22 protein-coding genes and 1 pseudogene are annotated in these 24,960 nt (G+C 48.3%); 18 read left to right on the forward strand and 5 right to left on the reverse strand.

The window, feature by feature from the left end:
* Positions 1–23: 23 nt before the first annotated feature.
* Together Q0537_RS00750 and Q0537_RS00755 are read left to right on the forward strand one after the other, a co-directional pair.
* Positions 24–401 carry an EthD domain-containing protein gene (locus tag Q0537_RS00750; RefSeq protein WP_299224268.1) on the forward strand — a complete coding sequence of 126 codons (378 nt, stop codon included), beginning with the start codon at positions 24–26 and terminating at the stop codon, positions 399–401.
* A 792-nt stretch (positions 402–1,193) separates the two neighbouring features.
* Positions 1,194–1,889, forward strand: a complete 696-nt coding sequence (locus Q0537_RS00755; RefSeq protein ID WP_299224271.1) for a tetratricopeptide repeat protein — start codon at positions 1,194–1,196, stop codon at positions 1,887–1,889.
* 645 nt (positions 1,890–2,534) lie between these two features.
* On the opposite strand, the gene Q0537_RS00760 is transcribed toward Q0537_RS00755, so the two are convergent.
* Together Q0537_RS00760 and Q0537_RS00765 are read right to left on the reverse strand one after the other, a co-directional pair.
* The gene (locus tag Q0537_RS00760; RefSeq protein ID WP_299224274.1) at positions 2,535–3,923 is read right to left on the reverse strand and encodes an FAD-linked oxidase C-terminal domain-containing protein; all 1,389 of its coding nucleotides are present in this window, start codon (positions 3,921–3,923) and stop codon (positions 2,535–2,537) included.
* On the reverse strand, positions 3,910–4,638 hold the full coding sequence (locus tag Q0537_RS00765) for a plasminogen-binding N-terminal domain-containing protein (protein WP_299224276.1): 729 nt from the start codon (positions 4,636–4,638) through the stop codon (positions 3,910–3,912). Before Q0537_RS00765 ends, Q0537_RS00760 begins: the two co-directional genes overlap by 14 nt.
* Before the next feature lie 138 nt (positions 4,639–4,776).
* Between Q0537_RS00765 and Q0537_RS00770 the strand changes: the two genes are divergently transcribed.
* The 15 genes and pseudogenes from Q0537_RS00770 (at position 4,777) to Q0537_RS00840 (ending at position 19,604) form a co-directional block, all read left to right on the forward strand.
* Positions 4,777–5,946, forward strand: a complete 1,170-nt coding sequence (locus Q0537_RS00770) for a peptidoglycan DD-metalloendopeptidase family protein (RefSeq protein WP_299224279.1) — start codon at positions 4,777–4,779, stop codon at positions 5,944–5,946.
* 8 nt (positions 5,947–5,954) lie between these two features.
* On the forward strand, positions 5,955–7,334 hold the full coding sequence (gene mgtE / locus Q0537_RS00775) for a magnesium transporter (protein ID WP_299224282.1): 1,380 nt from the start codon (positions 5,955–5,957) through the stop codon (positions 7,332–7,334).
* Positions 7,319–7,906 (forward strand): NUDIX hydrolase, encoded by a 588-nt coding sequence (locus Q0537_RS00780; protein ID WP_297882298.1) that lies wholly within the window; start codon positions 7,319–7,321, stop codon positions 7,904–7,906. Before mgtE ends, Q0537_RS00780 begins: the two co-directional genes overlap by 16 nt.
* 67 nt (positions 7,907–7,973) lie before the next feature.
* Positions 7,974–9,020, forward strand: a complete 1,047-nt coding sequence (locus Q0537_RS00785; protein ID WP_299224285.1) for an alpha/beta fold hydrolase — start codon at positions 7,974–7,976, stop codon at positions 9,018–9,020.
* Between the two features lie 491 nt (positions 9,021–9,511).
* Positions 9,512–10,129 (forward strand): TRIC cation channel family protein, encoded by a 618-nt coding sequence (locus Q0537_RS00790; protein WP_298020489.1) that lies wholly within the window; start codon positions 9,512–9,514, stop codon positions 10,127–10,129.
* Positions 10,126–11,295, forward strand: coding sequence for an aspartate aminotransferase family protein (locus tag Q0537_RS00795; protein ID WP_299224287.1), 1,170 nt, complete (start codon positions 10,126–10,128; stop codon positions 11,293–11,295). Before Q0537_RS00790 ends, Q0537_RS00795 begins: the two co-directional genes overlap by 4 nt.
* On the forward strand, positions 11,292–12,389 hold the full coding sequence (locus tag Q0537_RS00800) for an SAM-dependent methyltransferase (RefSeq protein ID WP_299224289.1): 1,098 nt from the start codon (positions 11,292–11,294) through the stop codon (positions 12,387–12,389). Before Q0537_RS00795 ends, Q0537_RS00800 begins: the two co-directional genes overlap by 4 nt.
* Positions 12,389–12,715 (forward strand): hypothetical protein, encoded by a 327-nt coding sequence (locus Q0537_RS00805; protein ID WP_299224291.1) that lies wholly within the window; start codon positions 12,389–12,391, stop codon positions 12,713–12,715. Before Q0537_RS00800 ends, Q0537_RS00805 begins: the two co-directional genes overlap by 1 nt.
* Positions 12,708–13,064, forward strand: a pseudogene (locus Q0537_RS00810) (RsmD family RNA methyltransferase); the annotation flags it as partial. The gene Q0537_RS00805 and the pseudogene Q0537_RS00810, both read left to right, overlap by 8 nt.
* Positions 13,065–13,433: 369 nt before the next feature.
* The gene (locus Q0537_RS00815) at positions 13,434–14,051 is read left to right on the forward strand and encodes an RsmD family RNA methyltransferase (RefSeq protein ID WP_299224437.1); all 618 of its coding nucleotides are present in this window, start codon (positions 13,434–13,436) and stop codon (positions 14,049–14,051) included.
* The gene (locus Q0537_RS00820) at positions 14,048–14,836 is read left to right on the forward strand and encodes a TIGR02757 family protein (RefSeq protein ID WP_299224293.1); all 789 of its coding nucleotides are present in this window, start codon (positions 14,048–14,050) and stop codon (positions 14,834–14,836) included. Before Q0537_RS00815 ends, Q0537_RS00820 begins: the two co-directional genes overlap by 4 nt.
* Positions 14,837–15,369: 533 nt before the next feature.
* Positions 15,370–16,131 (forward strand): TSUP family transporter, encoded by a 762-nt coding sequence (locus Q0537_RS00825; protein ID WP_299224295.1) that lies wholly within the window; start codon positions 15,370–15,372, stop codon positions 16,129–16,131.
* A gap of 1,133 nt (positions 16,132–17,264) precedes the next feature.
* The gene (locus Q0537_RS00830) at positions 17,265–17,642 is read left to right on the forward strand and encodes a RidA family protein (RefSeq protein WP_299224297.1); all 378 of its coding nucleotides are present in this window, start codon (positions 17,265–17,267) and stop codon (positions 17,640–17,642) included.
* Positions 17,643–17,928: 286 nt separating this feature from the next.
* Positions 17,929–18,555, forward strand: coding sequence for a hypothetical protein (locus Q0537_RS00835; protein ID WP_299224299.1), 627 nt, complete (start codon positions 17,929–17,931; stop codon positions 18,553–18,555).
* A 32-nt stretch (positions 18,556–18,587) separates the two neighbouring features.
* The gene (locus Q0537_RS00840; RefSeq protein ID WP_299224301.1) at positions 18,588–19,604 is read left to right on the forward strand and encodes a hypothetical protein; all 1,017 of its coding nucleotides are present in this window, start codon (positions 18,588–18,590) and stop codon (positions 19,602–19,604) included.
* Between the two features lie 797 nt (positions 19,605–20,401).
* Here the strand turns inward: Q0537_RS00840 and Q0537_RS00845 are convergent.
* From Q0537_RS00845 to Q0537_RS00855, 3 genes are all read right to left on the reverse strand, one after another.
* Complete coding sequence (locus Q0537_RS00845) at positions 20,402–21,088, reverse strand: MOSC domain-containing protein (RefSeq protein WP_299224303.1); 687 nt, start codon at positions 21,086–21,088, stop codon at positions 20,402–20,404.
* Positions 21,089–21,235: 147 nt separating this feature from the next.
* On the reverse strand, positions 21,236–22,648 hold the full coding sequence (locus Q0537_RS00850; protein ID WP_299224305.1) for a sodium:alanine symporter family protein: 1,413 nt from the start codon (positions 22,646–22,648) through the stop codon (positions 21,236–21,238).
* A gap of 231 nt (positions 22,649–22,879) precedes the next feature.
* On the reverse strand, positions 22,880–23,710 hold the full coding sequence (locus Q0537_RS00855) for a class I SAM-dependent methyltransferase (RefSeq protein WP_299224307.1): 831 nt from the start codon (positions 23,708–23,710) through the stop codon (positions 22,880–22,882).
* A 353-nt stretch (positions 23,711–24,063) separates the two neighbouring features.
* Between Q0537_RS00855 and Q0537_RS00860 the strand changes: the two genes are divergently transcribed.
* Positions 24,064–24,702 carry a Crp/Fnr family transcriptional regulator gene (locus tag Q0537_RS00860; RefSeq protein WP_005871915.1) on the forward strand — a complete coding sequence of 213 codons (639 nt, stop codon included), beginning with the start codon at positions 24,064–24,066 and terminating at the stop codon, positions 24,700–24,702.
* Positions 24,703–24,960: the final 258 nt, after the last annotated feature.

The following is a 24,960-nucleotide window of genomic DNA, read 5'->3' on the forward strand; positions in this document are numbered from 1 at the left end:
TAAATTTAAATAAAGGAGAGAGTATGTTTAAGATCACGATGTTAGTAAAAAGGGCGCCGAGCATCACGCAGCAGGAGTTTTTGGCACACTGGGCGGCGCATTCGCAAAAGGTTTTGGCTAATCAAAAAGAGCTAAATATTATCCGTTACGCAAAAACTATTCCTGTCTTTCCCGAGGGACAGAGCACCAGGCGCGAGACGGCGGCGTTTGACTACGATGCGATGGGCGAGCTGTGGTATGAGAGCGTGCAGGCGTTTGCGGAGGCGCGAAACAGCGAGGCGGCGCGAGCGGTGTTGGCGGAGCTGATGGCGGATGAGGCGCGGTTTTGCGATATGAAAAACTCCGTGATGTGGTTCGGCGATGAAGAGGCGGTGATAGAGTTCGGCTCCAAAAAAGCGTAAATTTAAAGACCGAGAGGATAAAATTTCATGGATCGTGTAAGCGGCGAAAAGCGGAAATTTATCGCTCATGACCGATACGCTTTTTTGGCATACAGCGCGCGGAATCGCGGCAAATATAGTGCTCATGGATGATGTGTGGGTGCGGCTTACATGATGAAATTTACATGCGCGATACAGATACTGCGCGGCCTAAGTTATTTTTAAGGCTCATATATCTAAGTGGCGTGGATCTAAGAAGCCTGGGTATCGGAGCAAAAAATGCCTAAAGACGCATTATGCCTGCGATTTTGGCATAGAAAAGCCTATTTCTAATATAAAATTTAAGGGCTGGCGGCATAAAATTTTTTAAAATTTTTAAGCAGCAATGCGAAATTTTCAAAAATTTTCTAGGGCGCGGCAAGATGCTCACCGTGGGCTTAGTATGCAACAAGATGTTTTACATACTAGATCATCGCTCTGATAAATCGCCATTGCGGAGGCTGTAGGCGTTTCAGACCACAGGATTAAATGCTTTAGTTATTATAAATACTGCAGACGCCGTGGATGCCGCATAGACGTGCGAGTAAAAAAGTGGGATAGCCAGCCATAAAAATAATCTTGCAAGTAAAATTTTAATTTGTCTTTTTAAAATTCCGCTCAAAGTCCCGTTTAAAATTTTATTTAAAATTTTGCTTGGGATTTTGATAGGAATTTTGCAAGAATTTGCCGGAAATTTCACAGCTATTATCAAAAATTAAAATTTTATCTCTCGCTTTTTGCTATAATTATTTTTAAAATTTAAAAGGAGCAAAAATGAAAATTTTAGCGTCGATTGCCGCACTAATCGTAGCAGCCTACTTGCTCGCGCAGATATTTTTCCCGCAAGGGGTCTCGTTTGTCGGATGCGGCATCGGTAGGGCTAATTCGTGCGAAGACTATGGAGCATATTTGCTTGAGGAGCGCGATTATGAGGCGGCAAAAAAGCCATTTGAAAAAGCTTGTGAAGCGGGGCTAGAAAATAGCTGTGCTATCGCAGGGGATTTGTATTACGACGAGCAAAATTTATATAAAACTACAAAAGATAAGGGCAAGTCCACGCGGTTTTATTCCAAAGCGTGTGAGCTGGGAGCCGCCAAAGCTTGCTACAACACCGCAATAATCTCTTATAAAAATGCCGATAAGAAAAATACGTTCGCTTTTTTTGCTAAATCATGCGATTTGGGACTAGGCGAGGGCTGCTTAAACGCTGCGGTCGCTAGCTACGAAGAAAAAGACTATCAGGGCGCTCTTAAGTTTTTCCTTAAATCTTGCGATGCTGCTTTGGCAGAGGGATGCCAAAGGGTTGGGCTAGCGTATTCAAAGAAGGAATTTGGCGAGCCGGATCTGGATAAAGCGATGATCTACTACGACAAAGCCTGCAAGCTGGGAGCTGAGTTTAGCTGCAACGTAGTAGCTGCGATGAATAAAATAAATGCAAGCGAGGATAATGCTACTAATGCGACCAAATAGATAGCAGGGCTAGCTAGATGATAATACGGTGAGATCGAAATTAGCGTAGAAATTTTGCGGAGCTTTATAGGATTTTATGAAATTCCGTGGAATTTCGTCTTTAAATTTTATTGCTGAAATTCCACATATCGCGATAATGGCGATGGATAGTGATTTTAAAATTTCAGTATCTTAGAAGTTTAGAATTTAATCTATGCTATGGATTTTATTGACATAATTTTAATTTGTCATAGACTTATCCATCGCGATATAGGGATTTCATCATAATTATGGTGCTAAATTATATATCGTTAAAAGAGAAAAAATTGCGCAAACTAGCGAGTAGCTATGTAATCACAGCTGATATGGCAAAAATATCCGAAGAAGATCGCACGGGATAATTAATTTGCGAAGTAAATAAAATCAATTCACAAGGGAATGGGAATCTATCAATAAACAAGTAAAATTATTCATCGCAAAGCAAGCAAAATCGATCTGTAAGTGGGTAAATCAAGCTTAAAACTAACTCGAAGTAGCCTGCAAATAAGCTAAATTGTAAGCAAGATAAATTTTAAGCAGGCATATTGTAAGAAAGTAAAATTTTAGATGAGATAAGTGAGATAAATCGATTTCAAATCACCGTAGAAGTTGGATGGTGATCCTAATTTAAAGCCCCATTTTTCCGGGATTTAAGATGCCTTTTGGATCGAAAGCCCTTTTGATTGCGCGAAATAGCTCCATCTCTGCTGCGCTAAAAGCTAGTGGCATAAATTCTGCTTTGCTTAGCCCGATGCCGTGCTCGCCGCTGAGCGTACCGCCAAGACCAACTGCAGCTTTGAAAATTTCGGTGATCGCGTCATGTCCGCGTCGCACCTGAGCTTCGTCCTTTTTGTCGGCGATCATGACGTTGGTGTGTACATTGCCGTCGCCCGTGTGCCCGAAGCAGGGCACGCGCACGCCGTATTTATCGCCGATGCGCGCGATACGGCGCAGTAGCTCGGGCAGCTGCGAGCGCGGGACGGTGATGTCCTCATTTAGCTTAAGCGTGCCGTAGATATTGATCGCCTGCGAGCAGTTGCGTCTCGCAAACCAAATGCCCGCACGCTCCTCTTCGCTTTCTGCGACGCGAAAGTCGCTCGCGCCGTTTTGAACGAAAATTTCTTTTATGAGCGCGAGCTCCTCCAAAAGCACTGCTTCTAAATTACCGTCGGTTTCGCAGATCAAAATCGCGCCCGCGCCCTTCGGCAAGCCTTTATGAAATTTCTCCTCGACCGCGGCTATGCACAGCGCGTCTAAAAATTCCATCGCCACGGGCGTGATACCGGCAGCCATCGTCTTATACACGGCATTCATTGCCGCATCTACGCTAGGAAAGACGCCCATCGCAGTCTTTTTAAGCTTTGGCATCGGGATTAGTTTGAGCGTGATTTCGGTGATGATGGCAAGCGCGCCTTCGCTTGCGATTAAAATTCCTGCCACGTTGAAGCCTGCGACATCTTTGATAGTGCGTTTGCCCGCTCGGATCACCTCTCCATTAGGCAGTACCGCACGCAGTGCCATTACGTAGTCTTTGGTGATGCCGTATTTTGCAGCGCGCATACCGCCGGAGTTTTCGGCGACATTGCCTCCTAGCGTGGAATAATCCTGGCTTGCGGGATCGGGCGGATAAAAGAGCCCGCGCGCTGCGGCTGCTTTTTGCAGATCGATATTTATGCAGCCGGGTTGGACTACGGCGAGTAGATTTTGCATGTCGATTTCTAGAATTTTATTCATATGTTTTTCAAATGCCAAAATCACTCCGCCGTTTGCGGCTAAAGATCCACCCGTAAAACCGCTACCTGCGCCTCTTGGAACTATGGGGATTAAATTTTCGTTGCAGAATTTTAAAATTTGACTGACATCGTCCTCGCTTCGCGGGAAAAGCACGCCGTCCGGCAGGCAGCGTCTTTTCGTCGCGTCGTAGCAGTATGCCGTGCGATGAGCCTCGTCAAAATAGGCATTATCCGCGCCTAATAGATTTGTAAAAAACGCTTGCGCAGCACTACTCGTCGCCATCTAAGCCTAGCAAATAGCGGTAGTGTTTGTCGTAATCGCTGATCGGGCCATTAGTAAAATCCCAAATGACGGTCTTTATCTCGCCCACGCGTGAGTAAAATGGCAGCTGATAATAAGCCACGCTGCCGCTAGCGAACGTGCGCAAAGGCTTGAAGCTGCCGCAGTCGGCAAATACGCCCTGTTTATCCATCGCGATAAAAATCAGTCCGGCGCTGTTTTGCGCGCAAATTTTACGAAAATCGTCTCGGCTAGGATTTGGCTTGTGGTTGTAGCTAAGATAGGCGCCGCCAAGATCTGGGTGGATAAAATTGATATTTGGAAAAGCCTTGATAACCTGCTCGTAAATTTCGGCGTTAGGCGCGACGATTATGGCGCGGTCATAGAGGAAATTTAAGATCACTTTATCGCCGCTTGAGGGTAAAATTTTAGGCAGTGGCAGCGCCTCTTGAGCTAACATATCAAAGACCTCAAATCGCACCTTTGCCTTGCCTGCGCTTTTTTGCGTCACGACGGCACGCGCGATGATGGAGCTTGCGCCGCTACCGAAATTATGCATCACCACTCCGCTGCTACCTACGGCAATCGTAGAACTATCTATGATCTCGCCCGAACCATCCTTTACACTAAGTAGGGCGGTTTCGTATCGCGGCATGTTAAATTCCGCCCCTATCGCCGCACTTAAAAATAGGCCTAAAATAAGTAAAGCTTTTTTCAAAATTCTGCTCCTGAATAAAATTTCGGCTAATTATACATAAAACTTTGAAATTAGCGATAAAATTCCGCGGTATTTACGAAATATAAGCGTTTTTTCGTTACAATCCCGCCTTAAAATAATATTTCAAAGCGGTTTTATATGACTAGAATTTTTATATTGCTTTTTCTGTGGATAGGCGTAGTTTTTGCGAACAACCCCAGCGTAGAGAAGTTTGCCTGGCCCGATGGCGTGAGTCTGCTGCAGTTTATGGAAACCGCGGGCATTCCCGCATCTGTATATTACGACCTGGATAAAGAGGATCAGGAGCTTGCCGCCGAGGTACGAGCTGGCGTGGAGTGTCAAATTTTGCGTGATCCAGCAGGTCGCGTCTCTCAGCTGTTAATTCCCGTCAGCGAGGAGCTTCAGATCCACATCTACCGCGATAAATTCGGCACTTTTAGATTCGTTTATACTCCGATAGTTTATGAGGAAAACAGCTACTCTTTAGGAATTCAGATCGAAAGCTCGCCCTATCAAGACATCATCAAAGCTACGGGTAATGCGGCTTTAGCGAATGAGTTTATGCTTGTTTTTAAAAACGAGGTAAATTTTAAAAAGCTGCAAAAGGGCGATCGGCTTGTGATCCTATACGAGCAAAAGACGCGCCTTGGCAAACCTTTTGGCGGAGTAAATATCACCGCAGGAATGATCGAGGAAAATAAAAAGCCCAAATCGCTATATTTTTTCGACGATAAATACTACGACCGAAGCGGTAAAAAGGTCGAATCTTTTCTGCTAATCACGCCGCTTGTTTATACTAGAATTTCATCGTATTTTACCCCTAAAAGATTTCATCCGATTTTAAAGCGATATCGCGCGCACTTAGGCGTGGATTATGCAGCTCCCAAAGGCACTAGGGTAAATGCCGCAGGGGCGGGCAAGATTAGCTTCGTAGGGCGTAAAAACGGCTACGGCAATACCGTAGAGATCAACCACGGAGGCGGTATTAGCACGCTTTATGCGCATCTTAGTGGCTTTGCTAGCGGCACAAAAGCAGGCGTTAGCGTCAAGCAAGGCCAGCTCATCGCTTATGTGGGCTCGACCGGGCTTAGTTCGGGACCGCATCTGCACTTCGGACTTTATAAAAATAAGCAGGCGATAGATCCGCTTAAGGTAGTCAAGATTGAAAAAACTAACGTCATAAGCGCCGAGGAACTTAAATTTAAAGCCCTCGTCAAAGATATGGACGCCAGAATGGCTGCGGCTAAAGACGGCTCAAAAAACCCTACTAAATTTGAAAACTACGAGTCGCTTATCACGATAAATTAAGGCCAAAAATGGAAAATAAAGAGCAGCTGGACGACGTCGAGGAAGCTAAGGCGCTTCTTGATGCGCATCTAGGCGATACGCTTGAGCATGAGCTGAGTGCCGCCGATCTTACGGAGCATTTAAAAACTCTAAAAAAGCACGACGAAAAAAAATATGTAGAATTCTTAAAAAAGCTAGATCCTGAGGATCTTGCCGATGCTGCGCTTGAGATGCCCGAGCATATGCTCGAAGACGTCATCGAAACTCTGCCTCACGAAAAGATCGTAAAAGCGATTGAGGAGCTCGAAAGCGACGATCAGGCAGAGCTTTTGCAAAACATCGGCGAAATCGACGAGGACAAGGCCGAGCAGATTTTCTACGGGCTTGATGAGGACGATCGCCACGACATTCTTACTATCTCCAAATATAGCGAAGATGAGGCGGGCGCGTATATGCAGACCGAGGTCTTTAGCGCGAGGCAGGATCAGACCCTGGGGCAGGCGGTCGAGATGCTGCGCGTTATGCGCGAAAAGGATGAGATCGAGAATGTCTTTCAGCTCTTTGTGCTCGATAAAAAAGGGCACCTGCTTACGAGCTTTTCGACGTCCGATCTGATTTTATACGATTTCTCGCTCACGTTGGAAGAAATTTCACAAAAATTCGGCGCCGAAAATAAAATCCACTTCGCCACCGATACCGATAAGATCGACGACGTGATCAAGGACTTTGAAGAATTCGATCTTAACGTCATCCCCGTTGTCGATGCTAACGGCGTGCTTATCGGGCGTATCACCGCCGATGATATCCACGATCTCATCCAAGAGCGCGCCACCGAGCAAATTTACAACCTCGCGGGCGTCGATGACGAAGCGGAGGACGATGAGACTACGATCTTTAAAGCAGGTCGCGCGCGCGCTGTGTGGCTAGCGGTAAATTTATGCACGGCGATCGTAAGCTCCACGATCATCGGGCTTTTTGACGCCACTATCGAAAAGCTGGTCGCGCTCGCCGTGCTTATGCCAATAGTCGCCTCCATGGGCGGCAATACCGGCACGCAGGCGCTTACGGTAACCGTGCGCCGCCTAGCCCTGGGCGAGATAGCGTTTAAAGATAAAAAGCAGGTTCTCTTTCGCGAGATCACGATCGCTTTTATAAATGGCTTAATCTTTGCCACGCTAATGGGGTTTGTGGCGTATTTTTGGTTCGGCATTAAGCTTTTGGGGCTAGTAATTGCGATGTCGATGGTGCTAAATTTAACGCTTGCGGGGCTTTTTGGCGCCGTCATTCCGATCACACTTAAAAAATTAAATATCGACCCCGCCGTCGGTAGCTCCGTGCTGCTTACCACGGTTACGGATATCGTGGGATTTTTTAGCTTTTTAGGACTTGCGACGTGGATACTACTATAAAAAATTTTAAAATTTCCGAGCTTAAAAGCTCGAATTTCGTTAAACCCTTTCGCTTAAATTTCGAGATGGACGGCGTAGCGCGCGCATGGGACTGCGTAAAGGTGCACGATAGCGTCTCGATTTTGCTATACCATACGCAGCGTGACGCGCTTTTGCTCGTTAAGCAGTTTCGCCCCAGCGTGTGGTTTTACCAAGAGGAAAATTTAATAAATTCGCCCGAAAAAGGCTACACCTATGAGCTTTGCGCTGGCATTTTAGATAAGGGCATCAGCGAGGAGCAAACGGCGATCGAAGAGGTGCTCGAGGAGACGGGATATGCCGTGAAAGATTTGAAATTTATCACGAGCTACTACAGCGCCCTGGGCTTTGCGGCGAACCGTCAAATTTTATACTTCGCGTGCATCGACGAATCGATGAAGCTAGGTCGCGGCGGCGGCGTGGACGGCGAGAAGATCGAGCTTTTCTACCTGCCTGCGGCCAAGGCGCGGGAGTTTATGTTCGACGAAAAGATCGTGCGCGCGCCGGGGCTTATCTTAGCATTTCAATGGTTTTTGAGCGAGTTTAAAGCTTAGCGGCGAGACGGAATTTCGTGTGCCATCGCGCGTTTTTGCGTCTCGGCTTTAAATTTAAAGGACGGCGATGAGGGTTTTACTTAGGCTGTGCGTTATCGCGGCGTGTGTTTATGTCTGCGTGCTAGCGGGACTTTATATCTTTCAGGAGCGGCTGATATTTTTGGGCGAGCCGCTAGATAAAAACTTCAAATTTAGCTTTGAAAATTCCGAATTTGCAGGAGTTGTGAACGCGCCCGATAGCGGCGCGCATTTAGATATGCAGGCGTCCGCTACGCAAAATGACGCCTCTACAAACGGCGGCGCGGACGAAAACGCTTCGGCGGCGGGTGACGTAAAAGAAAACGGAGGCGCAGCGAGCGAGATCAAAAATAAAAGCGCTCAAACTAGCGGCGAGCAGGGCGTAGAAAACATCGTAGGAAACGGCGCTGCAGGCAATAACGCAAACGCCGCTTCAGTAAAATTTCAAGAGATCAATATCCCGTTTGGGGGCGGGTCTATAAACGGGCTGAAATTTAGCGCGGCAGAGCCTAAAGGCGCGATTTTGTTCTTTCACGGCAACTTCGGCGACGTGAGCGGCTGGGGCGCATACGGCGCGGATTTTGCGGCTTTGGGATACGATTTTTATATTTTCGACTACCCTGGCTACGGTAAATCGGACGGCAAAATTTCATCGCAGCAGCAGCTTTTGGCGAGCGCGGATGCGATGAGCCGTTACGTTTTGGCGCAGCATTCGCCAAGTAAGCTCGCGATGATCGGCTACTCGATCGGAAGCGGCATCGCGGCTCAGCAGGCTGCGAAGTGGGATGCGGCGCGGCTGATTTTGCTCGCGCCATATTTTAGCTTCGAGCGGCTTGCGCACGAAAAAATCCCCTTTGTGCCGAAATTTTTGATCCGATATAAGATTCCGACCGCGGAATTTTTGCACGCGGCGCGCAGCACTCAGATCACGCTCATCCATGGCGGCGCCGACGAGTTGATACCCGTGCAGCACTGTCGCGATCTTGCGGGATCTCTTAAAGAGGGCGATCTATTTTATGAAATAGCCGCTGCGCGGCATAACGGACTGCTGGCAATGCCCGGTATTTGGGAAATTTTAAAAGAGCGGCTGCGCTAATTTAACGGCGGCTCGGCGTAAAATTCCACGCAGAATTCGACCGCTAAATTTTAAAATTTTACGTATAATTCCGCGCGGGCTAGGTCGTCGTAAAATTTCATAAAATTTTATAGCGGCAAAACACGGCGCCAAAACAAGGGCGCAATTTCAAATCAAAATTTATGCGTTGTTAGCTGCAAATATAAAGCCGGTCTCGTTGGCGCTAAATTATTTCTAGCGCGCAGGTGCTGCAAATTTCAAACTAAAATTTGCGCCCGATCACGACGCCGTATTTTATCCGCGTAGAATTCTGCCGCATAAAATTTTACCTAGCGAAATTCTGTTTCGAAAAATTCTATCTCGTAGAATTTTAATTCGCCGCGCTCAAATTTTACCCGCCGCTTTAAATTTATACCGCAGCGCCTAAATTTCTCCCGCTCGTCGCGCTTTACCGAAATTTATATTTAGTTGTTGTAAAATGCGTTTTTAAAAGGATTTTAGCGGTTTGTGATATGAGTATTTTAGAGTTTACGGAGTGCGTAGGCATCGCTTCGGCGGCGCTTAGCGGGTTTTTATTCGGCGTAAAGAAGGGCTGCGATTGGCTTGGGATCTTTATCGCGGCGTTTTTGACGGCGCTTGGCGGCGGGATCATGCGCGATACCTTAGTAAGCCGCGAAATCTACTCGTTTACGCACTATGCGCCTGTAACGATCGTGCTTGCGGTAAGCGCCGTAGCCATTTTTGCCAAGCTTTATGAAAACCGCGATTTGGAGGGTAAATTTTTATTTATTCTAACCGATGCGATCGACGTCGTAAGCTTTTCGATCGTGGGAGCGATGGTTGCGCTAAGCTACAATCACAACGTTTTCGGCGTGGTGTTAATCGCGTTTTGCAATGGCGTGGGCGGCGGTATTTTGCGCGACGTACTGCTGAACGAAGTGCCGTGGTTTTTGCATACGGGGCTTTATGGCACGATAAGCATGGGCGTGGGCTTAATATATTTCGTGCTTGATGGATTGGGGCTTAGCGGTGTAGTTTCGGTGCTTATTTTGCTGGTTTTAGGGGTTGCGTTTCGCATGGTGGCTTATTACAAATCTTGGCATCTGCCTAAAGTGGAGTATAAAAAATGAACTATTTGATGGATAATTTTGCGCGCGTAAACGTGGCGCTGGTAAGAGGCGAGGGCTCGATAGTCTATGACGAAACGGGCAAGGACTACGTGGATTTTGGCGCGGGCATCGGCGTAAACTGCCTGGGGCACGCAAATGAAATCGTGCTGGAAGCGATCGGCACGCAAGCCGCGCAGATCATCCACGGCTCAAATATCTATAGAATTTTGCCCCAAGAAGCCCTGGCTCAAAAGATTAGCGAGCTTTTGGGGTATCGCAGCTACGCCGTGTTTTGTAACTCTGGCGCGGAGGCTAACGAAGCTGCGATCAAAATGGCGCGCAAATACGGCACCGTAAATTTCCCTAATAAAAAATTTGAAATTCTAACTCTACAAAATTCCTTTCACGGTCGCACGTTAGCGACATTGCAAGCTACCGGGCAGGAGAAATTTCATCCGGAAATTTTCGCGCCCTATATGCCCGGGTTTAAATTTTTCGACGATATCGAGGATATCATCGCGCATATTGATGAAAATAGCGTCGCCGTGATGATCGAGCTAGTCCAGGGCGAGGGCGGCATTAAACCTCTGAATAGGGCTAGCGTGCAAAGGCTGGCGGCGGTTTTGAAAGAAAAAAAGCTGCTTTTGATCACCGACGAGGTACAGTGCGGCGTATATCGCACGGGCGAGTTTGCGACGTCGCAAATTTACGGCATCCGCCCCGACATCATCACCTTTGCTAAAGGTCTTGCGGGCGGCGTGCCGATCGGCGCGTGCGTGGCGCAGCAAAACATTTTCGCTCCGGGCGAGCACGGCAGCACTTTCGGCGGTAACTTTTTGGCGACCTCTACGGCGCTTGCGGTGCTTTCGCAGCTTCAGTTTTTAAAAGCGAGCGGCAAGCTTGATAAGACTATAAAAAGATTTATCAAAAAACTGGACGGGCTCGCCGCAGACTATCCTAGCCTGATCGAAAAGCGCGTGGGGCTCGGTTTGATGCAAGGTCTCGTGCTGCGCGATGAAAAAAATCTGAGCGAGATCTTTAACAAAGCCCTGCAAAACGGACTTTTGATCCTAAAATCCGGCAAGCGTACCCTTAGATTTTTGCCTGCGCTAAATATCAAAAAATCCGAGATCAAAGAGGGCTTTGCGCGCCTACGCAAGAGCTTGGATGAGATAGTGCGGGCGTGAAATTTAGCGATTTTTTCGAGGGCTGGCTAAACGAGAGCTACTACGCAAATACCGCTAAAATCGGCAAGAGCGGCGATTTTTATACTGCCGTAAGCGTAGGGAGCTTTTTTGGGATCTGCATCGCGCGCGAAATTTTACGCCTAAGCGCGGATTTTTGCGCGGCGCAAGAGTTAAGCTTAGACGCGGCGCCGAGCTCAAATAGGTCGCGGCAAAATCTTGCAGCTAATCCTGGCAAACTAAATTTAGATGTCGCGCTTGCAGAAAAATCGCAAAATAGCGCTAAAATCGCTATCGTAGAGATCGGCTCGCACGACGGGCGGCTGCTTTGCGACATAGCGCAAGCTATCTTTACGCTGGGCGGTACGGCGGCGCTTGATAAATTTAGCTTTGCGATTATCGAGCCGCACGAGCGCCTGCGCGAGCTGCAGCGGGCGAGCTTTGCGGAGAGCTTCGGCGACGAAATCGCGCTAAAGCATTTCACAAGCGCGCGCGAGGCAAAATTTAAAGATGCGATCTTTGTGGCAAACGAGCTTTTCGACGCCTTTAAATGCGAGGCGGTGGACGGCGAAAATATGCTTTTTATTGAAAGCGGTGCGGTAAAATTTGTCCCCATAAAAGAACGTGAAATTTTGACCCTCGCACGCAGATTCGGCATCTCGCGCGGCGAAATCCCGATCGGATACTTTCGCTTCGCGCGCGAAATTTGCGCCAGCGCGCAGCGGTTTTATTTCATCGCCTTTGATTACGGACAGATGGGCTCTAGCGGCGATTTTAGCCTGCGGATTTACCGAAATCACGAAGTTTTTAGCTTCTTTGAGGTGCAAAACTTGAGCGATTTTTACGGCAAAAGCGATCTTACCTACGACGTAAATTTTGAAATTTTACGCGCGGCGTTTGAGGACGCGGGCGCCGTGACGGCGGATTTTAAAAGACAGATCGCGGCTTTGATAGACTTCGGCGCGGTCCAGCTTTTAGAGCTTTTTATGCAAAAAGGCGGCGAGAAGGGCTATCAGAACGCGCTTTTGCAGTTCAATCACCTGCGCGCGGAGTTTGGCGAGAAGTTTAAGATGATAAAATTTAAAAAGGGGCTTTGATGAAAGCTTTTATCGATTGCGACTGTGAAATTTTGCAAAGGACGCTGGAGCTGTTTTTGAAGGACCATGCCGCAAGCGCGCAGGATTGCGATTTTGTGATAAGCGATGAGCTGCAAAGCTCGGCAAAACCGCTATTTTTGATCGGCGAGGAGGGGGATTTGGCGCTACCGTTCTCAAAGCAGATGTTGTTATCGAGGCTAGAGGATTTTCAAAGCTCGCTACGGGTGGATCTTAGTGGATACGACGCGGCAGAAGTTGAAATTTGCGCGCTATTTGATGAGTTCAAGACAAAAATCATCGAAATTTTAAGAAGGCAAAATGGCTAAATTTTCCAAGCTCGGCGGCGCGCTCTTTACGCAAATTTCAAGCGGCATCTATAAGGGCAAAAAGCTCGCTCTGCCCGCGCTTTCGAGCACGCGCAGCACAAAAAGCATCGTAAAGGGCTCCTTTTTCGATACTTGGCGGGAGGAGTTGCGCGGCGCGGCGTTTATCGAGTGCTTCGGCGGTAGCGGCGCGATGGCGCTTGAAGCGCTAAGCAACGGCGCAAAAAACGTTTATGCGATCGAAAAGGACGTCGCCGCGCATAAGATAATGCGGAAAAATTTCGAGCTTTTCGGATTCGGCGCAAACGCGATTTTGGGCGATTGCTTCGAGCGACTACCCGAAATTTTGCACGAGTTGCAAGCGGATATGAACGGATGCTCGGGCGGGAATTCGTTAAATTTAAGCGGCAAAAATTTCAAAAACAGCACTGCCGGTGCCGCCTGCTACGAAAATTTAAGCAGCGAAAAAGAGGGCTGTCGCAAAAGCTTTAGTAGCGTAGAGCAGGGCGAGAACGGATACCGCGCCGCGCAAGGCATCGGAGCGGAAAGCGGCACGCAAAGCGGCGTGAAAGATTTGCCTAAATGCGGTACGCGAAGCAGTATGTCTGACAGCGCACAAAATGGCGCGCAAAGCGGCACAAATGCTGATTGCGCAGGCGAGGGCTTTGGCGATTGCGTCCAGATTGTCGATTGCGCGGGCGCTACTAGTATAAAATACTGCATGAATTTGCTAGCTGCGGGCGCTGCGAGCTTTAGCGAAAAGGTTGACGCTAGCTCCGCTTCAAAATACGACGCTAGCGACGCCGAGACTGCTAATCGCAACATAAATTTAAGCTCAAAATGCGGCGTAAGTTCTAATTTTGACGCAAATCGCGGTGCGAGCTTAGGCGCGAGCTGCGAAGAGAAAGAAATCTTAAATTTAGGCGAGAATTTTAACGCTAGCTACGGAGAAAATTTACATTCAAATGTAAATTTTGTCTATGATTTAAGAAAAAATTCTGGCGTCAACTCCCGTGAAAATCTATCCTGCGGTTTAGGCGAATGCTCTGCCGTAAATTTAAGCGAAAGTCATACCGTAAATTCCAGCGAAAATTCCGTCACCAATCCCGCGCACAGAGTGTTTGTCTATCTGGATCCGCCGTTTGCGATCAGGCAGGGCTTTGGTGAGATTTACGAGCGGGTGCTGGCGCTGATAGCGCGCCTGGGCTCCGTGCAGTGCGAGCTGCTAATCGCGATCGAGCATATGAGCGAGCTTGAACTGCCGCCTAAAATCGGCGATTTCGCGCTACTTAAATCGCGCAAATTCGGCGCTACGACGATGAGTTATTACGCAAAATGAAAAGCTTAAAGCAAATTTTAGATTATTACGCCGATTTGAAAAATTGCGACGCGGATCTTTTCGGCGCGCCCGATCCGCTGCAGGTCGCAAAGGGACATCGAAACGACGTAGTAGCGATTATCTGCGCGCTGTTTGCTTACGGGAGTGCGGCTCAAATTTTAAAATTCCTCCGCTCGCTTGATTTTTCGCTTTTGGACGCGAGCGATGAGCGCATTAGGGCGGAGCTTGCAGGCAAAAAGTATAGATTTCAAAGCCCGCGCGACGTCGCTGAAATTTTTATAACTTTAAAGCGGCTTAAAAATAGCCTTAGCATCGAGGAGAGCGTGTTTCGCGGCATGCAAAAAAGCGGACGGATCGAGGATGGGATAAATTTTTTAATCGGCAAGATTTACAGATTAAATCCCTACCGCAGCCAGGGGTATGAGTTTTTTTTCGGGCGCGGCTTCGCGCAAAGGCCCGCGTCGCCGTACAAGCGCTACAATCTTTTCCTGCGCTGGGCGGTGCGCGACAGCGACATCGATCTGGGGCTGTATAAAAAGATCGAAAAATCGCGCCTCCTTATCCCGCTCGATACCCATACGCATAAAGTTTCACTTAAGCTTGGGCTGATTGATCGCAAGAGTTACGATTTCGAGGCGGTTTTGCAGCTTACGCAAAGCTTAAGGCGCTTCGATCCGAGCGACCCTATCAAATACGACTTCGCGCTGTACCGCCTCGGACAGAGCGGCGAGATAGATAAAATTTTACCCGAACTGGGCGCAAATTTAAACAAAACCGCGGAGTAAGTCGGCGGAATTTTACCTAACACGAGCTATGAAATTTTATGAAGCTTTAGTGCGGGTGTGCGACGGAATTTTGCGCTGTTTTGCTACTGCATAAGTAGGGCCGGCTTTATGGATTTTGCCGTACGCCTTGAGTGCGGCGCGCCGAAATTTTATAGAATTTTGCTAAAAGATCACTTCATAAATTTCTGCAAATTTCACGGATAGATGCGCGAAATTTATAGGGCTATCTTGTAGAATTTGGGTAAAATTCCACAGCCTTGTGCTGCTTAAATTTTATGAAATTTTGCAGCTTGTGCGTGACGCGATAAAATGCATAGAGCTAAAACGGCAATCGCGCGGTAAATTTCATAAAATTTAAGCAGGAGCCGTGCGGCAAAATCCGATATAATTCCGTGGAATTTTAAAAATTGCATGGAATTCTAGCAGGCGCTCGTATGCACTTTGCGGTGCATGAGCGGTTTGCGATCGTAATTGCGCGGAATTCTGGCAGGCGTTCATAGCGTGTGCCTGTGTGATTTGAGAAAAGGACAAAAATGGAGCTTGAACTTTGGCAGTTCGCGGTGCTTTTTACGGCGGCGTTTTTCGGCGGATTTGTCGACTCGATCGCGGGCGGCGGCGGGCTGATCTCGCTGCCTGCGCTGCTTGCCGTGGGCGTTCCGCCGCATGTAGCGATCGCCACAAATAGATTTCAAGGCAGCTTCGGAAGCTTTACCGCCGCTTTAAATTTCATCCGCAAGGGTTATGTCGATGCAGCGGAGATCTTGCGCGGCGTGATTTTTACGTTCATAGGCGGGCTCGTCGGCGCTTATGTCCTGCTCCTAATCGATGCGAAATTCCTAAACTACCTCATTCCGATCCTGCTGCTGGCGCTTTTCTTTTATATGATTTTTTCGCCGAACCTAGGCGAAGCGCCCGCCAAACCCAAGATGTCAAAAAAGAGCTTTTATGCGATTTTTGGGCTTGTTTTGGGCTTTTACGACGGATTTTTCGGCCCGGGCGCGGGCTCGTTTTGGACGTTTGCGCTGGTTGGAATTTTAGGGCTTTATATGAAAAAGGCGGTCGCACACACGAAGGTTTTAAATTTCACCTCAAACATCGTCTCTTTGGGCGTTTTTATCATCGGCGGGCAGATTTTATGGCTCGTCGGAGCGGTGATGGCGGTCGGACAGATCGCGGGCAGCTTCGCAGGCTCAAGCCTAGTGATGAGATGCGACGTGAAATTTGTGCGCAAGATGCTTCTGCTCGTCGTTGCCGCCACGATTTTAAAGCTACTTTACGGACTGATTGCAAGTTGATTACAGACCGATTGAGGGCCGATCGCAGGCTGATCTCAAGGCAAAATCATAGAATTTTATACAGGATTTCGTATAAAATTTCGCGTAAAATTTTATGAACCTTCGCCGATTTGCCGCAATGACGCTGATCTTACTGCCGCGACGATGTCGATTTTATGGCATCGTCTTGCCGATCTAGCTACGATGCGATGCCGATTTTGCCGCAGTGTCGCACCAAGCTTACTGCGACACTGCCAATTTACTACTGCAGCGTCGATTATATCGTAGTTTCGTACCTATTGCGTTGCGACGGAGCCGACTTTGCTGCTGCGACAGCGCCGATCTTGCCGCCTCGATAGCGTCTATTTTATTATTGCGGTCTTAATTTCACCGTAGCGCTATACAGATTGTGCTGCGACAATGCCGATCTTGTTGCTAATAGCGCGCAGATATTGTCGTAGCGTCGCACCGAACTTACTGCAGCAGCACTGATTTTATCGCGGTGTCGCACCAATCTCGCTATGACGACGCCGATCTAGCTGTCGCAATAGTGCCGATTTTACTACTGCGGCACCGATCTTGCTTAATATCGTACTGATCTAGAGCTGTGTGTCGCCGATGAAATTTTGCCTATTCGTATCGGTTAAATTTCTCCATATTGTCCGCGCGTTTTTTTGATTACCAGCCACCGATAGAATTTGGTTGTATTGCCTAGCACGCGGCATTATCGTGCCGGTGCTTATAAAATTTCATACGCTTACGTCAGCAAAATTTTAAAATACTACTTTGTAGATCGTTTTATCGCGCTGTCGCACACGTTATCTTACCGAGCTCGTATCGATTAAATTTAGCCGCACTTTCACGCGCTGTTTTTTGCGCCCGTCAGCTATTTTAAATTTTGCCGTTTCGTCGCCACGGCTCGCTTTTCGCGCTAGCCCCTCACCATATTGCTCGCTGTATTTGCGCGATAAATTTAACCGCACCGCCACGTATGCTGTTCCGCTCCGCTATCGCTGATGAAATTTGCAACCGTTAAATTTCATCGCACCGCCGCGCCCACAATCTTAGCCGCCCACTCGTAAAATTCCGCAGCCTAAAGCAATGCTAAAATATTTTACGATAAAATGGACGAAATTTTTCACAAAGGATTTACTATGCAGATCATCTCGACTCCCGATGCGGCGCAGGCCATCGGACCATACTCTCAGGCGATCAAGGCGGGCGGACTCATCTTTACCTCGGGGCAGATCGCGCTTAAGCCGGACGGCGAGTTCGTCGCGGGCGGCGTGGAGGCGCAAACGAGGCAGGTTTTGCGAAACCTCGCCGCGATCCTGAAAGAAGCTGGCGCGACGCTACAAGATGCCGTCAAAACTACGATTTTTCTGGCCGATATGGGCGATTTTGCCGCGGTGAACGAGATATACGCTGCGGCGTTCGGCGCGCACAAACCCGCTCGCAGCACGGTGCAGGTCGCCAAACTTCCCAAGGGCGCGCTTGTGGAGATCGAAGTAATAGCGCTGGTTAGGGCCTAGCGCTAAATTTAGATCACTAGAACTCTGCCGGTTCGCGTTTGCGGTTGAAATTTTATGTGCGGGCTGCTCGAAATTTTAAACGGCTCGCTTTGATTTTGAAGCTATGCGTGCTTTTAAATTTAGATTTTCAAAGTCGCGCAAATGCCCGCGGGTTTATGTAAACAGCGCGTTTTAGTGCTGCTAAGGCGTTAAAATTTCTCGCTCGAAACGGGATCAAAATGATAGAAAAACTTATTCAAAAATCTAAAAATATCACGGCCTTGGGGCGCAGCGACATAGAGCCCGCATGGATCGCGCAGGCGCAGCGGCGCTCGGTTTTGCGCTTCCTGCGAGCTACAAGCAGATGCTGCTAAGATACGCTAGCATCAGCGCGGCGGGGACGGAGCTAAAAACGATCGCGCCGCCCGAGTTTGCGGAGGATGCCGACGCCGACATCTGCTACACGTATGAGATAAATCTGAAAAACGGGCTATTCGCCGCGGACGAGCTCGTATTTTTGCAGCTCGAGGACGAAGAGTATTATTTTAAAATTTCGCTCGCAGGCGATATAGCGGATGGCTCGCCAAACACGACGCGCGGCAAGACGGCGGAGAGCACGAGCGGCGAAACTGCGGGCGCGACAGCGCGTGGTACAGTGGTCGCGACGGTAGCCGATAGTGCGGAAAATAGGGCACCTGGCGACGAAGCGTGCACGGAGAGATCACCGGATGCGTCGCGCGATATGAATGCTAAAACGACGTGCAAAGCTGCGGGCACGACAACGAGCGAGGCAGCAGGTGGAGCGACGAAAGAAATAACGAGCTACGCAGCAGGCGACGCGCCGTGCGAATACAAGGTCTATGTGCGCGACTATGCGCAGAGCGAGGATAGGCTTTTTGCGGACGATTTTTACGGGTTTTTGGAAAAATTTTAAGATGAAATTTAAGGCAAAATCAGGAGCGATAAATGGGACTATTTGATATTTTTAAAAAGGATAAATTTGACATCGACATGCGCCCGGACGGCATTTTCATCGGCGGCGTAAACTGCGAGTTTGATCTAGCTAAGTTTAACGAAGCCCTAGGTCAGTCGCGCGTGATCGATGACGGGGAGGGCAAAAGCCGCTATTTTTGGGATGAGGCGGGGATTTTCGCCTTCGTGCGCACAGACGAGCTCGCAGAACCGAAGCTTTCCGAGATAGTTTTGATGCTTGAGGTCGCAAAGGGCGTGCAGCACGAGGTTCCGCGCAAGCTCTACGGCGGCGCGTTCACGCTAGAGGGCAGACCGCCGCTTGAGGCCGTGCCAGAGCAGGAGCTGCGCGGCGCGTATATATTTTTGGAGCTTAGCCTTGGTAAATTCGAAGTCTCGCTAGCTCTCGCCGATGCCGTGCAGGAGCGCATAGGCGCGATGGACTTCGCCGAGCGCTTCGCTAAGCGCGATACGGACGAGATCGCAGACATCGTGCGAGCTGCAAAAATGTCGATAGGGCGCGTCTGCATCAATCAAAAAGAGAAAAAGGTAAAGCGCAGGCCGAGCGATAAATTTAAGCTTCCGCGCGCGGCTGGCGAGACGCTCCTGTTTAAAAACTTCAATTTCAAAATCGCCGTGATGAACGAGCTGATGTATGAAAAAGCCCTGCTACAGCCTAAATTTGACGTGTTTGAGTACTGCGAGGAGCGCGGCATCGATCCGTATGCGGACTTCGGCGCGCTGCCGCAAGCCAAAAAGTGGTTTAAGGACTATCCGGTCCCTGCAGATTTGGCGGAGCGGGTGAGCGAGCTCTACCTTGACGGTGGAAATGAAATTTATCTACAAATCGCACCTGATTGGGACGGCGAGGACGATCTTTTTGACATCAAAAACATCGATGCCACCGAGCTTGCGCCCTTCATTAATCTTAAAAAAATCGAAACGACCGGCATCGGCATATCTAAAAAAGCGCGAAAAGCCTGTGCGGATGCGGGGATTGCGATAGTTGATTGAGTGCGGAGATAGACTTTGAGCCTTACGGCGCGCGGTTTAAAAAAGCTGAAGTAGGTCTTTGAGCGGTGGCTTGCTTGCGCCGGGGGAAGTTATAGAAAGTTTAAAAAGCTAAAATAGGCTTTTGAGCTACGGTGCGCGCTCTTAAAAGGTCGTAATTGTTACCGCGCCGCGCAAAATTCTACTTATAGCGAGCGCTATGAATGAGCTTTGAAAGGCGCTTGACGAAGCATCTGACATGTCTAATTTGGCGCGCGTGTTACAAGCTTAGGAGCTTCGTTTGCAGCGTAAGAGCTGTGCCGCTAAATGCGTGAGATGAGTGTGTCGTGCGAGTAAAAATAGTTCGCTTTTTGGTTTTTGGAAAAAAATTCGCTGCGTAGCAAGGGGATTAAATTTACCGCTTTTAAATTTTAAAATTTACAAAGAGCGGCGCTTGCGGCTTTGAATGTGCGGTTAAATTTAGATTTCATAAAAGATTAAATTCTAAGCGCGGTTAAATTTGCGTCTTTAATTTTGCTTGTAGCCTGTGTCGCACTGCAAAACAGAGTGTGAAAACAGATCGCATTTGCGCGCGATCAGCGCGGATCAAATTAAAATTTCGTCTTTGGAATTTAGTCTGAATTTGCAGCTCGCATCAAGAAAGTATTTTTTGTAAGCCGATATTGAGTAGCCAAGAAGTGTCTTGAAACTTAGCATCGACGGCTTAGAAAGTATTTTGAAATCCGCACCAAGAGTGTGTTTTAAAACAACAAGGCGCGGTGCTACTTTGCTATTTTAAAACGCCGCTTCGAGGCTAAATTTCATAGTCGCATAAAGCCGTCGTCGTAGCTGCCTTCTAGCTTGCGGCACATATCCTCGCGCCATTTTGGAGTAAGTGTCGTAAGTAGGTTAAATTTTGCTAGCAACCCTTCATCGAGGCGGTCGCCGTAAAATAGACGGTTAAGCTCAATCACGCTCATCATAGCGGGGTCGCGTCCCACGACGTAGATCTCGTCGCCTGCGCGGCACGAGCCGGTCTCTAGTACGCGGTAGTACCAGCCGGTAAGTCCGCTGCGCGCGATCTCCGCCGTCATCTCCGCGTTACCCCAGCGCATTGAGAGCTTGTAGCAAGGCTTGCGCGGCTGGCTTACTTGCAATACCAGCGAGCCTATGCGGTGCACATCGCCGATGCAGACGTTTTGCTCGTGTAGTCCGCTGATCGTGAGGTTTTCGCCCATTGCGCCGTAGGCTAGATTTTTAAGCCCCAAAAACCTCTCCCACGCGGCGTAATTTTGCAGCGAGTTGGCAAAAATCGCCTTCTCCTCTCCGCCGTGATGCAGCGTGTCAGCTACCGCGTCACCCTCGAACCCAAGCTCGTTCGCGTGCACTTCGCCCGCTCTAGCTTGCTTAAAAATCGCCGTCTGCCAGCGCCTTTTTAGAGGCTGCGTAGCGCGCTCGTCGCCGTAAGCGCGCGGTTGTCCGGTCAGCAATGCCTTTAAAATGGGCATTTTTCGCTCCTTAAAATTTTGCATGCGTTCTCCTTAAATCATAAAATTTAGGCACGGATTTTAGCTCGAAAAGAATTTTAAAATTCTAAATTTTACAGCAATTTTGCGCTAAATTCCAAGCGCGGGCTTGAAATTTAGCGCGCGGCGTTATTTGTAGTCGTTTGCGTCGTAGCTTTTGCCGTCGTTAAAGTCGCTCAAAAGCCGCACTACGACGGGGCTAAGCAGGATGATCGCGATTAAGTTGGGGATCACCATCAGTCCGTTAAACATATCCGCTAGCCCCCAGACTAGGTCGATCTTTTGCACGCTTCCTATGAATACGAATGCGACGACCAAAATTTGCAAGAGCTTGACGAATTTTGCGCCCAGGAGGTATCGCACGTTGATCTCGGCGAAGTAATACCAGCCCAAAATCGTGGTAAATGCGAAGAAAAACAGGCAGATCGCCACAAAGCCGTAGCCGCCGCTGCGACCCAAAATTTGCGATGCGAAGGCTTCTTGCACCAGCGAGATGCCCGAAAATACCGCCTTGCCGTTTTCGAAGGTAACTACGTCAGTGCTGAGTACGACGAAAACGGTGATGTTAAGTACGATGAAGGTATCGACGAAAACGCCCATTATGCCGAGCACGGCTTGATCTACGGGGTGTTTGACGTTCGCTGCGGCGTGTGCGTGCGGCGTCGAGCCCATGCCCGCTTCGTTTGAAAAGAGTCCGCGCGCGATGCCGTATCTCATCGCAGTGGCGATCGTAGCGCCCGTAGCGCCGCCCCAGGCAGCGGATGGATCAAACGCGGCTTTGAATATCAGCGCGATGACGGATGGAATTTTATCGAAATTTGAGCCGATGATGACGAGACCGACGAGAACGTAGCAGATCGCCATTAGTGGCACAACCTTTTCGGCTACGCGTGCGATCGCTTTGACGCCCCCGAAAAAGATGACGCAGCAGATGAGCGCCAATGCTGCGCCGCTCACCCACTTCGGAATCCCGAATGCACTGCTAAAGCCATCTGAAATGGAGTTTGCCTGCACCATATTACCCATGAAGCCCAAAGCAAAGATGATAGCTAGCGCAAAAAATGCCGCTAAAGGCTTGGCAAGGGGGCTTTTGAGTCCGCGACTGATGTAAAACGCAGGCCCTCCGATCATATGCCCGCTGTCGTCCTTGGTGCGGTAAATTTGAGCCAGGCAGATCTCGGCGAAATTCGTCGCCATGCCCAAAAACGCCGCGCACCACATCCAAAATATCGCGCCCGGTCCGCCCATAACTAACGCGGTGCTGGCGCCTACTAGGTTGCCGGTGCCTACCTGCGCCGCGATCGCCGTAGCGACGGCTTGGAACGAGCTCATGCCGCTTTTACCCGCAGCCTCGCCGTGCAGGGAGAAGTTGCCGAAAAGCTTGCGCGCACCCATTTTAAATTTAAAAATTTGCACTAAATGCAAGCGCGCCGTAAAATATGCGCCGGTGCCGCAAAGTAGGGCGATTAGAAAGTATGGGCCCCACAAAAAGGAGTTGATCGCGTCAATTGTGGCGGTGAGTTTGTCGAGAAAATTTTGCATGATCTTTTCCGTGAATTTAAGATGCGAAAATATATTTTAAAAACTCTTAAATTCCTATAAATCGAGAGAAATTTAAGCGAAATTTTAAAGCGTTTTTATAATTTTACTCAAGCATTAAGCAAAGCGGTATGTGCCGTTTGCTCTGCATGCCAGCCTGCCAGATAAGCAGCTTAGAATTCGCGCCTTAGCTGTCGAAATTTGCAAAGCAATCAACTGAAATTTTAAGCCTTATTATTCATCACCGCCGATTTTGAAAACGAACATCTTGCACGCATTGCAAAAGGCGGGAATCAGGCTAAATAGGCGCCCTTTGAGGCTCCAGTGGCTTTTATACATTTTTAGCATCGCGGCCTCCCTGACGAATCTGATATGCGCGCTATCCCAGCCCTGCACCTCCGCGCCGCCGCCGATGCCCATTTTAAAGGGTGCGTTTTGCATATGTTTCATCGCGTCGTGGCGCTTGCTATCGAATTTCTTTACCGAAAAATCGCTCATGAAGTCGCTCAGCACGTAGCCGCGGAATTTTTGTGCAAGCGCGATAAAAAATTTCTTAAATTCCTCTTTCTCAAAATACATACTCACGCCCTCTAAGATGAAGATGTAGCCCGCGCTGCCGTGCTTTGCGACTAGCTCGTCCATCCACGAGGGATCCAGCATCGAGTAGGGCAGACTGAAGTTATTCTTTGCTTTGGGCAGTAGTGCGTCGCGCACGGCGATGACGTCGGGCAGATCGAGGTCGTAAAATAGGGCGCTCGGTAGGGCGCTCTGGAGCCTAAGCGGGCGGGTGTCGAGCCCGGCGCCGAGCTGCACGATGATAGGGCGATCAAATTCTTTAGCTAGCCGCAGCGTCTCGTCGTCAAAAAATTTCGCGCGGATCACCGTGCCCGTTTTGCTAAGGCGCGCGTCGTCGAATTTTGCAAAATCATAATCGATCTGCTCTACGACGGCGCTTGAAAAGGGATCGTTTAGAATCGGATCCTTGTCTTTGAAATCCAAGTGGCGCATATAGACGTTGATCAGCAGCGTTTCGGAGACGTTATCTTTAAAATTTAACTTTTGCATAAGGCTCCCTCTCTTGCGGTATCGTCGCGAGCAAATGCCGCTTATTTTTAATATGCATTATTATATCCTTGCTAAATAAAATTTCAATAAAATGATATGAAATTTTATTTAGAGGTAGAATTGTAAATTCGCGCCGCGGGTTTTGGCTATAATATTGCCACGTAAAGCTCAATTAATTTTTGAAATTTTACGCGATGCAAAGCGCGGGTAAAATTTAGAATTTTAAAAGCTATAAAATTTATTAGCTTAGGCGACCCAGATGCGCAGCCATAGTGCGGATGGTAAATTTAATCCGCGCAGCTTTATCTTTGTCTAAATATTTCATTGTATAATTCTTAGCTTTTGGAGGTTATATGGAAAAATCGCGGCTGGGACTACTGCAAACCGAGGCTATCGCCACGCTTAGCGACGAGGAGCTTGCAATGTTCGAGCACCAAGTCATCAAAAAAGGCTATGTTTTTTATAGCGAGGCGCCTAAAGTTTTTATTTTTAAAAGTGGACAGGCGAAGCTTTCGTTTTTTGAAGACGGCGAGGAATTCATCATCAACTACCTAAATAAGGACAATATCACTATTCTTAATGAAATTTGCGCGCTTGAGTTTTTAGAGGACAGCGAGATTTATACGATCGATGCGAGCGGACTTGGGGAGATCTTGGCAAATCGCAGCTTTTGCGAGGCGTATATAAAAATTTTAACAGAGATAATTCTGCTGCAGCGCAAAATCACACGCTCTATACTTTTTGAAAATGCAAAAGGGCGCATCGCGAGCTTTTTGATCGAGCTTGCAAACGAGCAGAATTTTCATCAAAATGGCTACAAATACGTCTTTTTGCCCTTTTCGCTAAAGGTGCTTTCATCCTTCGTAGGGCTCAAGCGTCAAAGCGCGAGTACCGCGTTTAACGAGCTTGTAAAAGATAACGTAATTCAAAAAATCAGTCAGCACGAGTTTTTGATCCTAGACTACGACAGATTGCTTAGCTACTGTGTTTAGGCTCGGGCTAGAGTTTTTAAAGCATTTATACGGCTTACGTTACGGCTTAAGCGCGAAATTTTGTCTAAAGTTACGGCGCAGGATTTCGCCTAGATTTACAGCGTAAAATTTTTATCAAGAGCTTGGTTTTAGAATTTCATCCCGAATTTCGCTTAGGATTTCGTCTAAAATTTTGGATCAAATGAAATTTTACGCATCGGAATTTTTAAAATTTAAGAAACTAAAAATGCGCGGCAAAGTGCCGCGCCGTATTTTGTT

Origin of the sequence: uncultured Campylobacter sp., assembly GCF_938017775.1 — a bacterium.
GTDB lineage: Bacteria > Campylobacterota > Campylobacteria > Campylobacterales > Campylobacteraceae > Campylobacter_B.

Excerpts from the sequence above, each read along its gene's own strand:
- Q0537_RS00845 (WP_299224303.1), bottom strand. The coding sequence starts at position 21,088 with ATGCCCATTTTAAAGGCATTGCTGACCGGACAACCGCGCGCTTACGGC.
- Q0537_RS00795 (WP_299224287.1), top strand. The coding sequence starts at position 10,126 with ATGAACTATTTGATGGATAATTTTGCGCGCGTAAACGTGGCGCTGGTA.
- Q0537_RS00820 (WP_299224293.1), top strand. The coding sequence starts at position 14,048 with ATGAAAAGCTTAAAGCAAATTTTAGATTATTACGCCGATTTGAAAAAT.
- Q0537_RS00815 (WP_299224437.1), top strand. The coding sequence starts at position 13,434 with ATGAATTTGCTAGCTGCGGGCGCTGCGAGCTTTAGCGAAAAGGTTGAC.
- Q0537_RS00860 (WP_005871915.1), top strand. The coding sequence starts at position 24,064 with ATGGAAAAATCGCGGCTGGGACTACTGCAAACCGAGGCTATCGCCACG.
- Q0537_RS00790 (WP_298020489.1), top strand. The coding sequence starts at position 9,512 with ATGAGTATTTTAGAGTTTACGGAGTGCGTAGGCATCGCTTCGGCGGCG.
- mgtE (WP_299224282.1), top strand. The coding sequence starts at position 5,955 with ATGGAAAATAAAGAGCAGCTGGACGACGTCGAGGAAGCTAAGGCGCTT.
- Q0537_RS00805 (WP_299224291.1), top strand. The coding sequence starts at position 12,389 with ATGAAAGCTTTTATCGATTGCGACTGTGAAATTTTGCAAAGGACGCTG.
- Q0537_RS00755 (WP_299224271.1), top strand. The coding sequence starts at position 1,194 with ATGAAAATTTTAGCGTCGATTGCCGCACTAATCGTAGCAGCCTACTTG.
- Q0537_RS00830 (WP_299224297.1), top strand. The coding sequence starts at position 17,265 with ATGCAGATCATCTCGACTCCCGATGCGGCGCAGGCCATCGGACCATAC.
- Q0537_RS00750 (WP_299224268.1), top strand. The coding sequence starts at position 24 with ATGTTTAAGATCACGATGTTAGTAAAAAGGGCGCCGAGCATCACGCAG.
- Q0537_RS00840 (WP_299224301.1), top strand. The coding sequence starts at position 18,588 with ATGGGACTATTTGATATTTTTAAAAAGGATAAATTTGACATCGACATG.
- Q0537_RS00825 (WP_299224295.1), top strand. The coding sequence starts at position 15,370 with ATGGAGCTTGAACTTTGGCAGTTCGCGGTGCTTTTTACGGCGGCGTTT.
- Q0537_RS00760 (WP_299224274.1), bottom strand. The coding sequence starts at position 3,923 with ATGGCGACGAGTAGTGCTGCGCAAGCGTTTTTTACAAATCTATTAGGC.
- Q0537_RS00835 (WP_299224299.1), top strand. The coding sequence starts at position 17,929 with ATGGATCGCGCAGGCGCAGCGGCGCTCGGTTTTGCGCTTCCTGCGAGC.
- Q0537_RS00770 (WP_299224279.1), top strand. The coding sequence starts at position 4,777 with ATGACTAGAATTTTTATATTGCTTTTTCTGTGGATAGGCGTAGTTTTT.
- Q0537_RS00785 (WP_299224285.1), top strand. The coding sequence starts at position 7,974 with ATGAGGGTTTTACTTAGGCTGTGCGTTATCGCGGCGTGTGTTTATGTC.
- Q0537_RS00855 (WP_299224307.1), bottom strand. The coding sequence starts at position 23,710 with ATGCAAAAGTTAAATTTTAAAGATAACGTCTCCGAAACGCTGCTGATC.
- Q0537_RS00850 (WP_299224305.1), bottom strand. The coding sequence starts at position 22,648 with ATGCAAAATTTTCTCGACAAACTCACCGCCACAATTGACGCGATCAAC.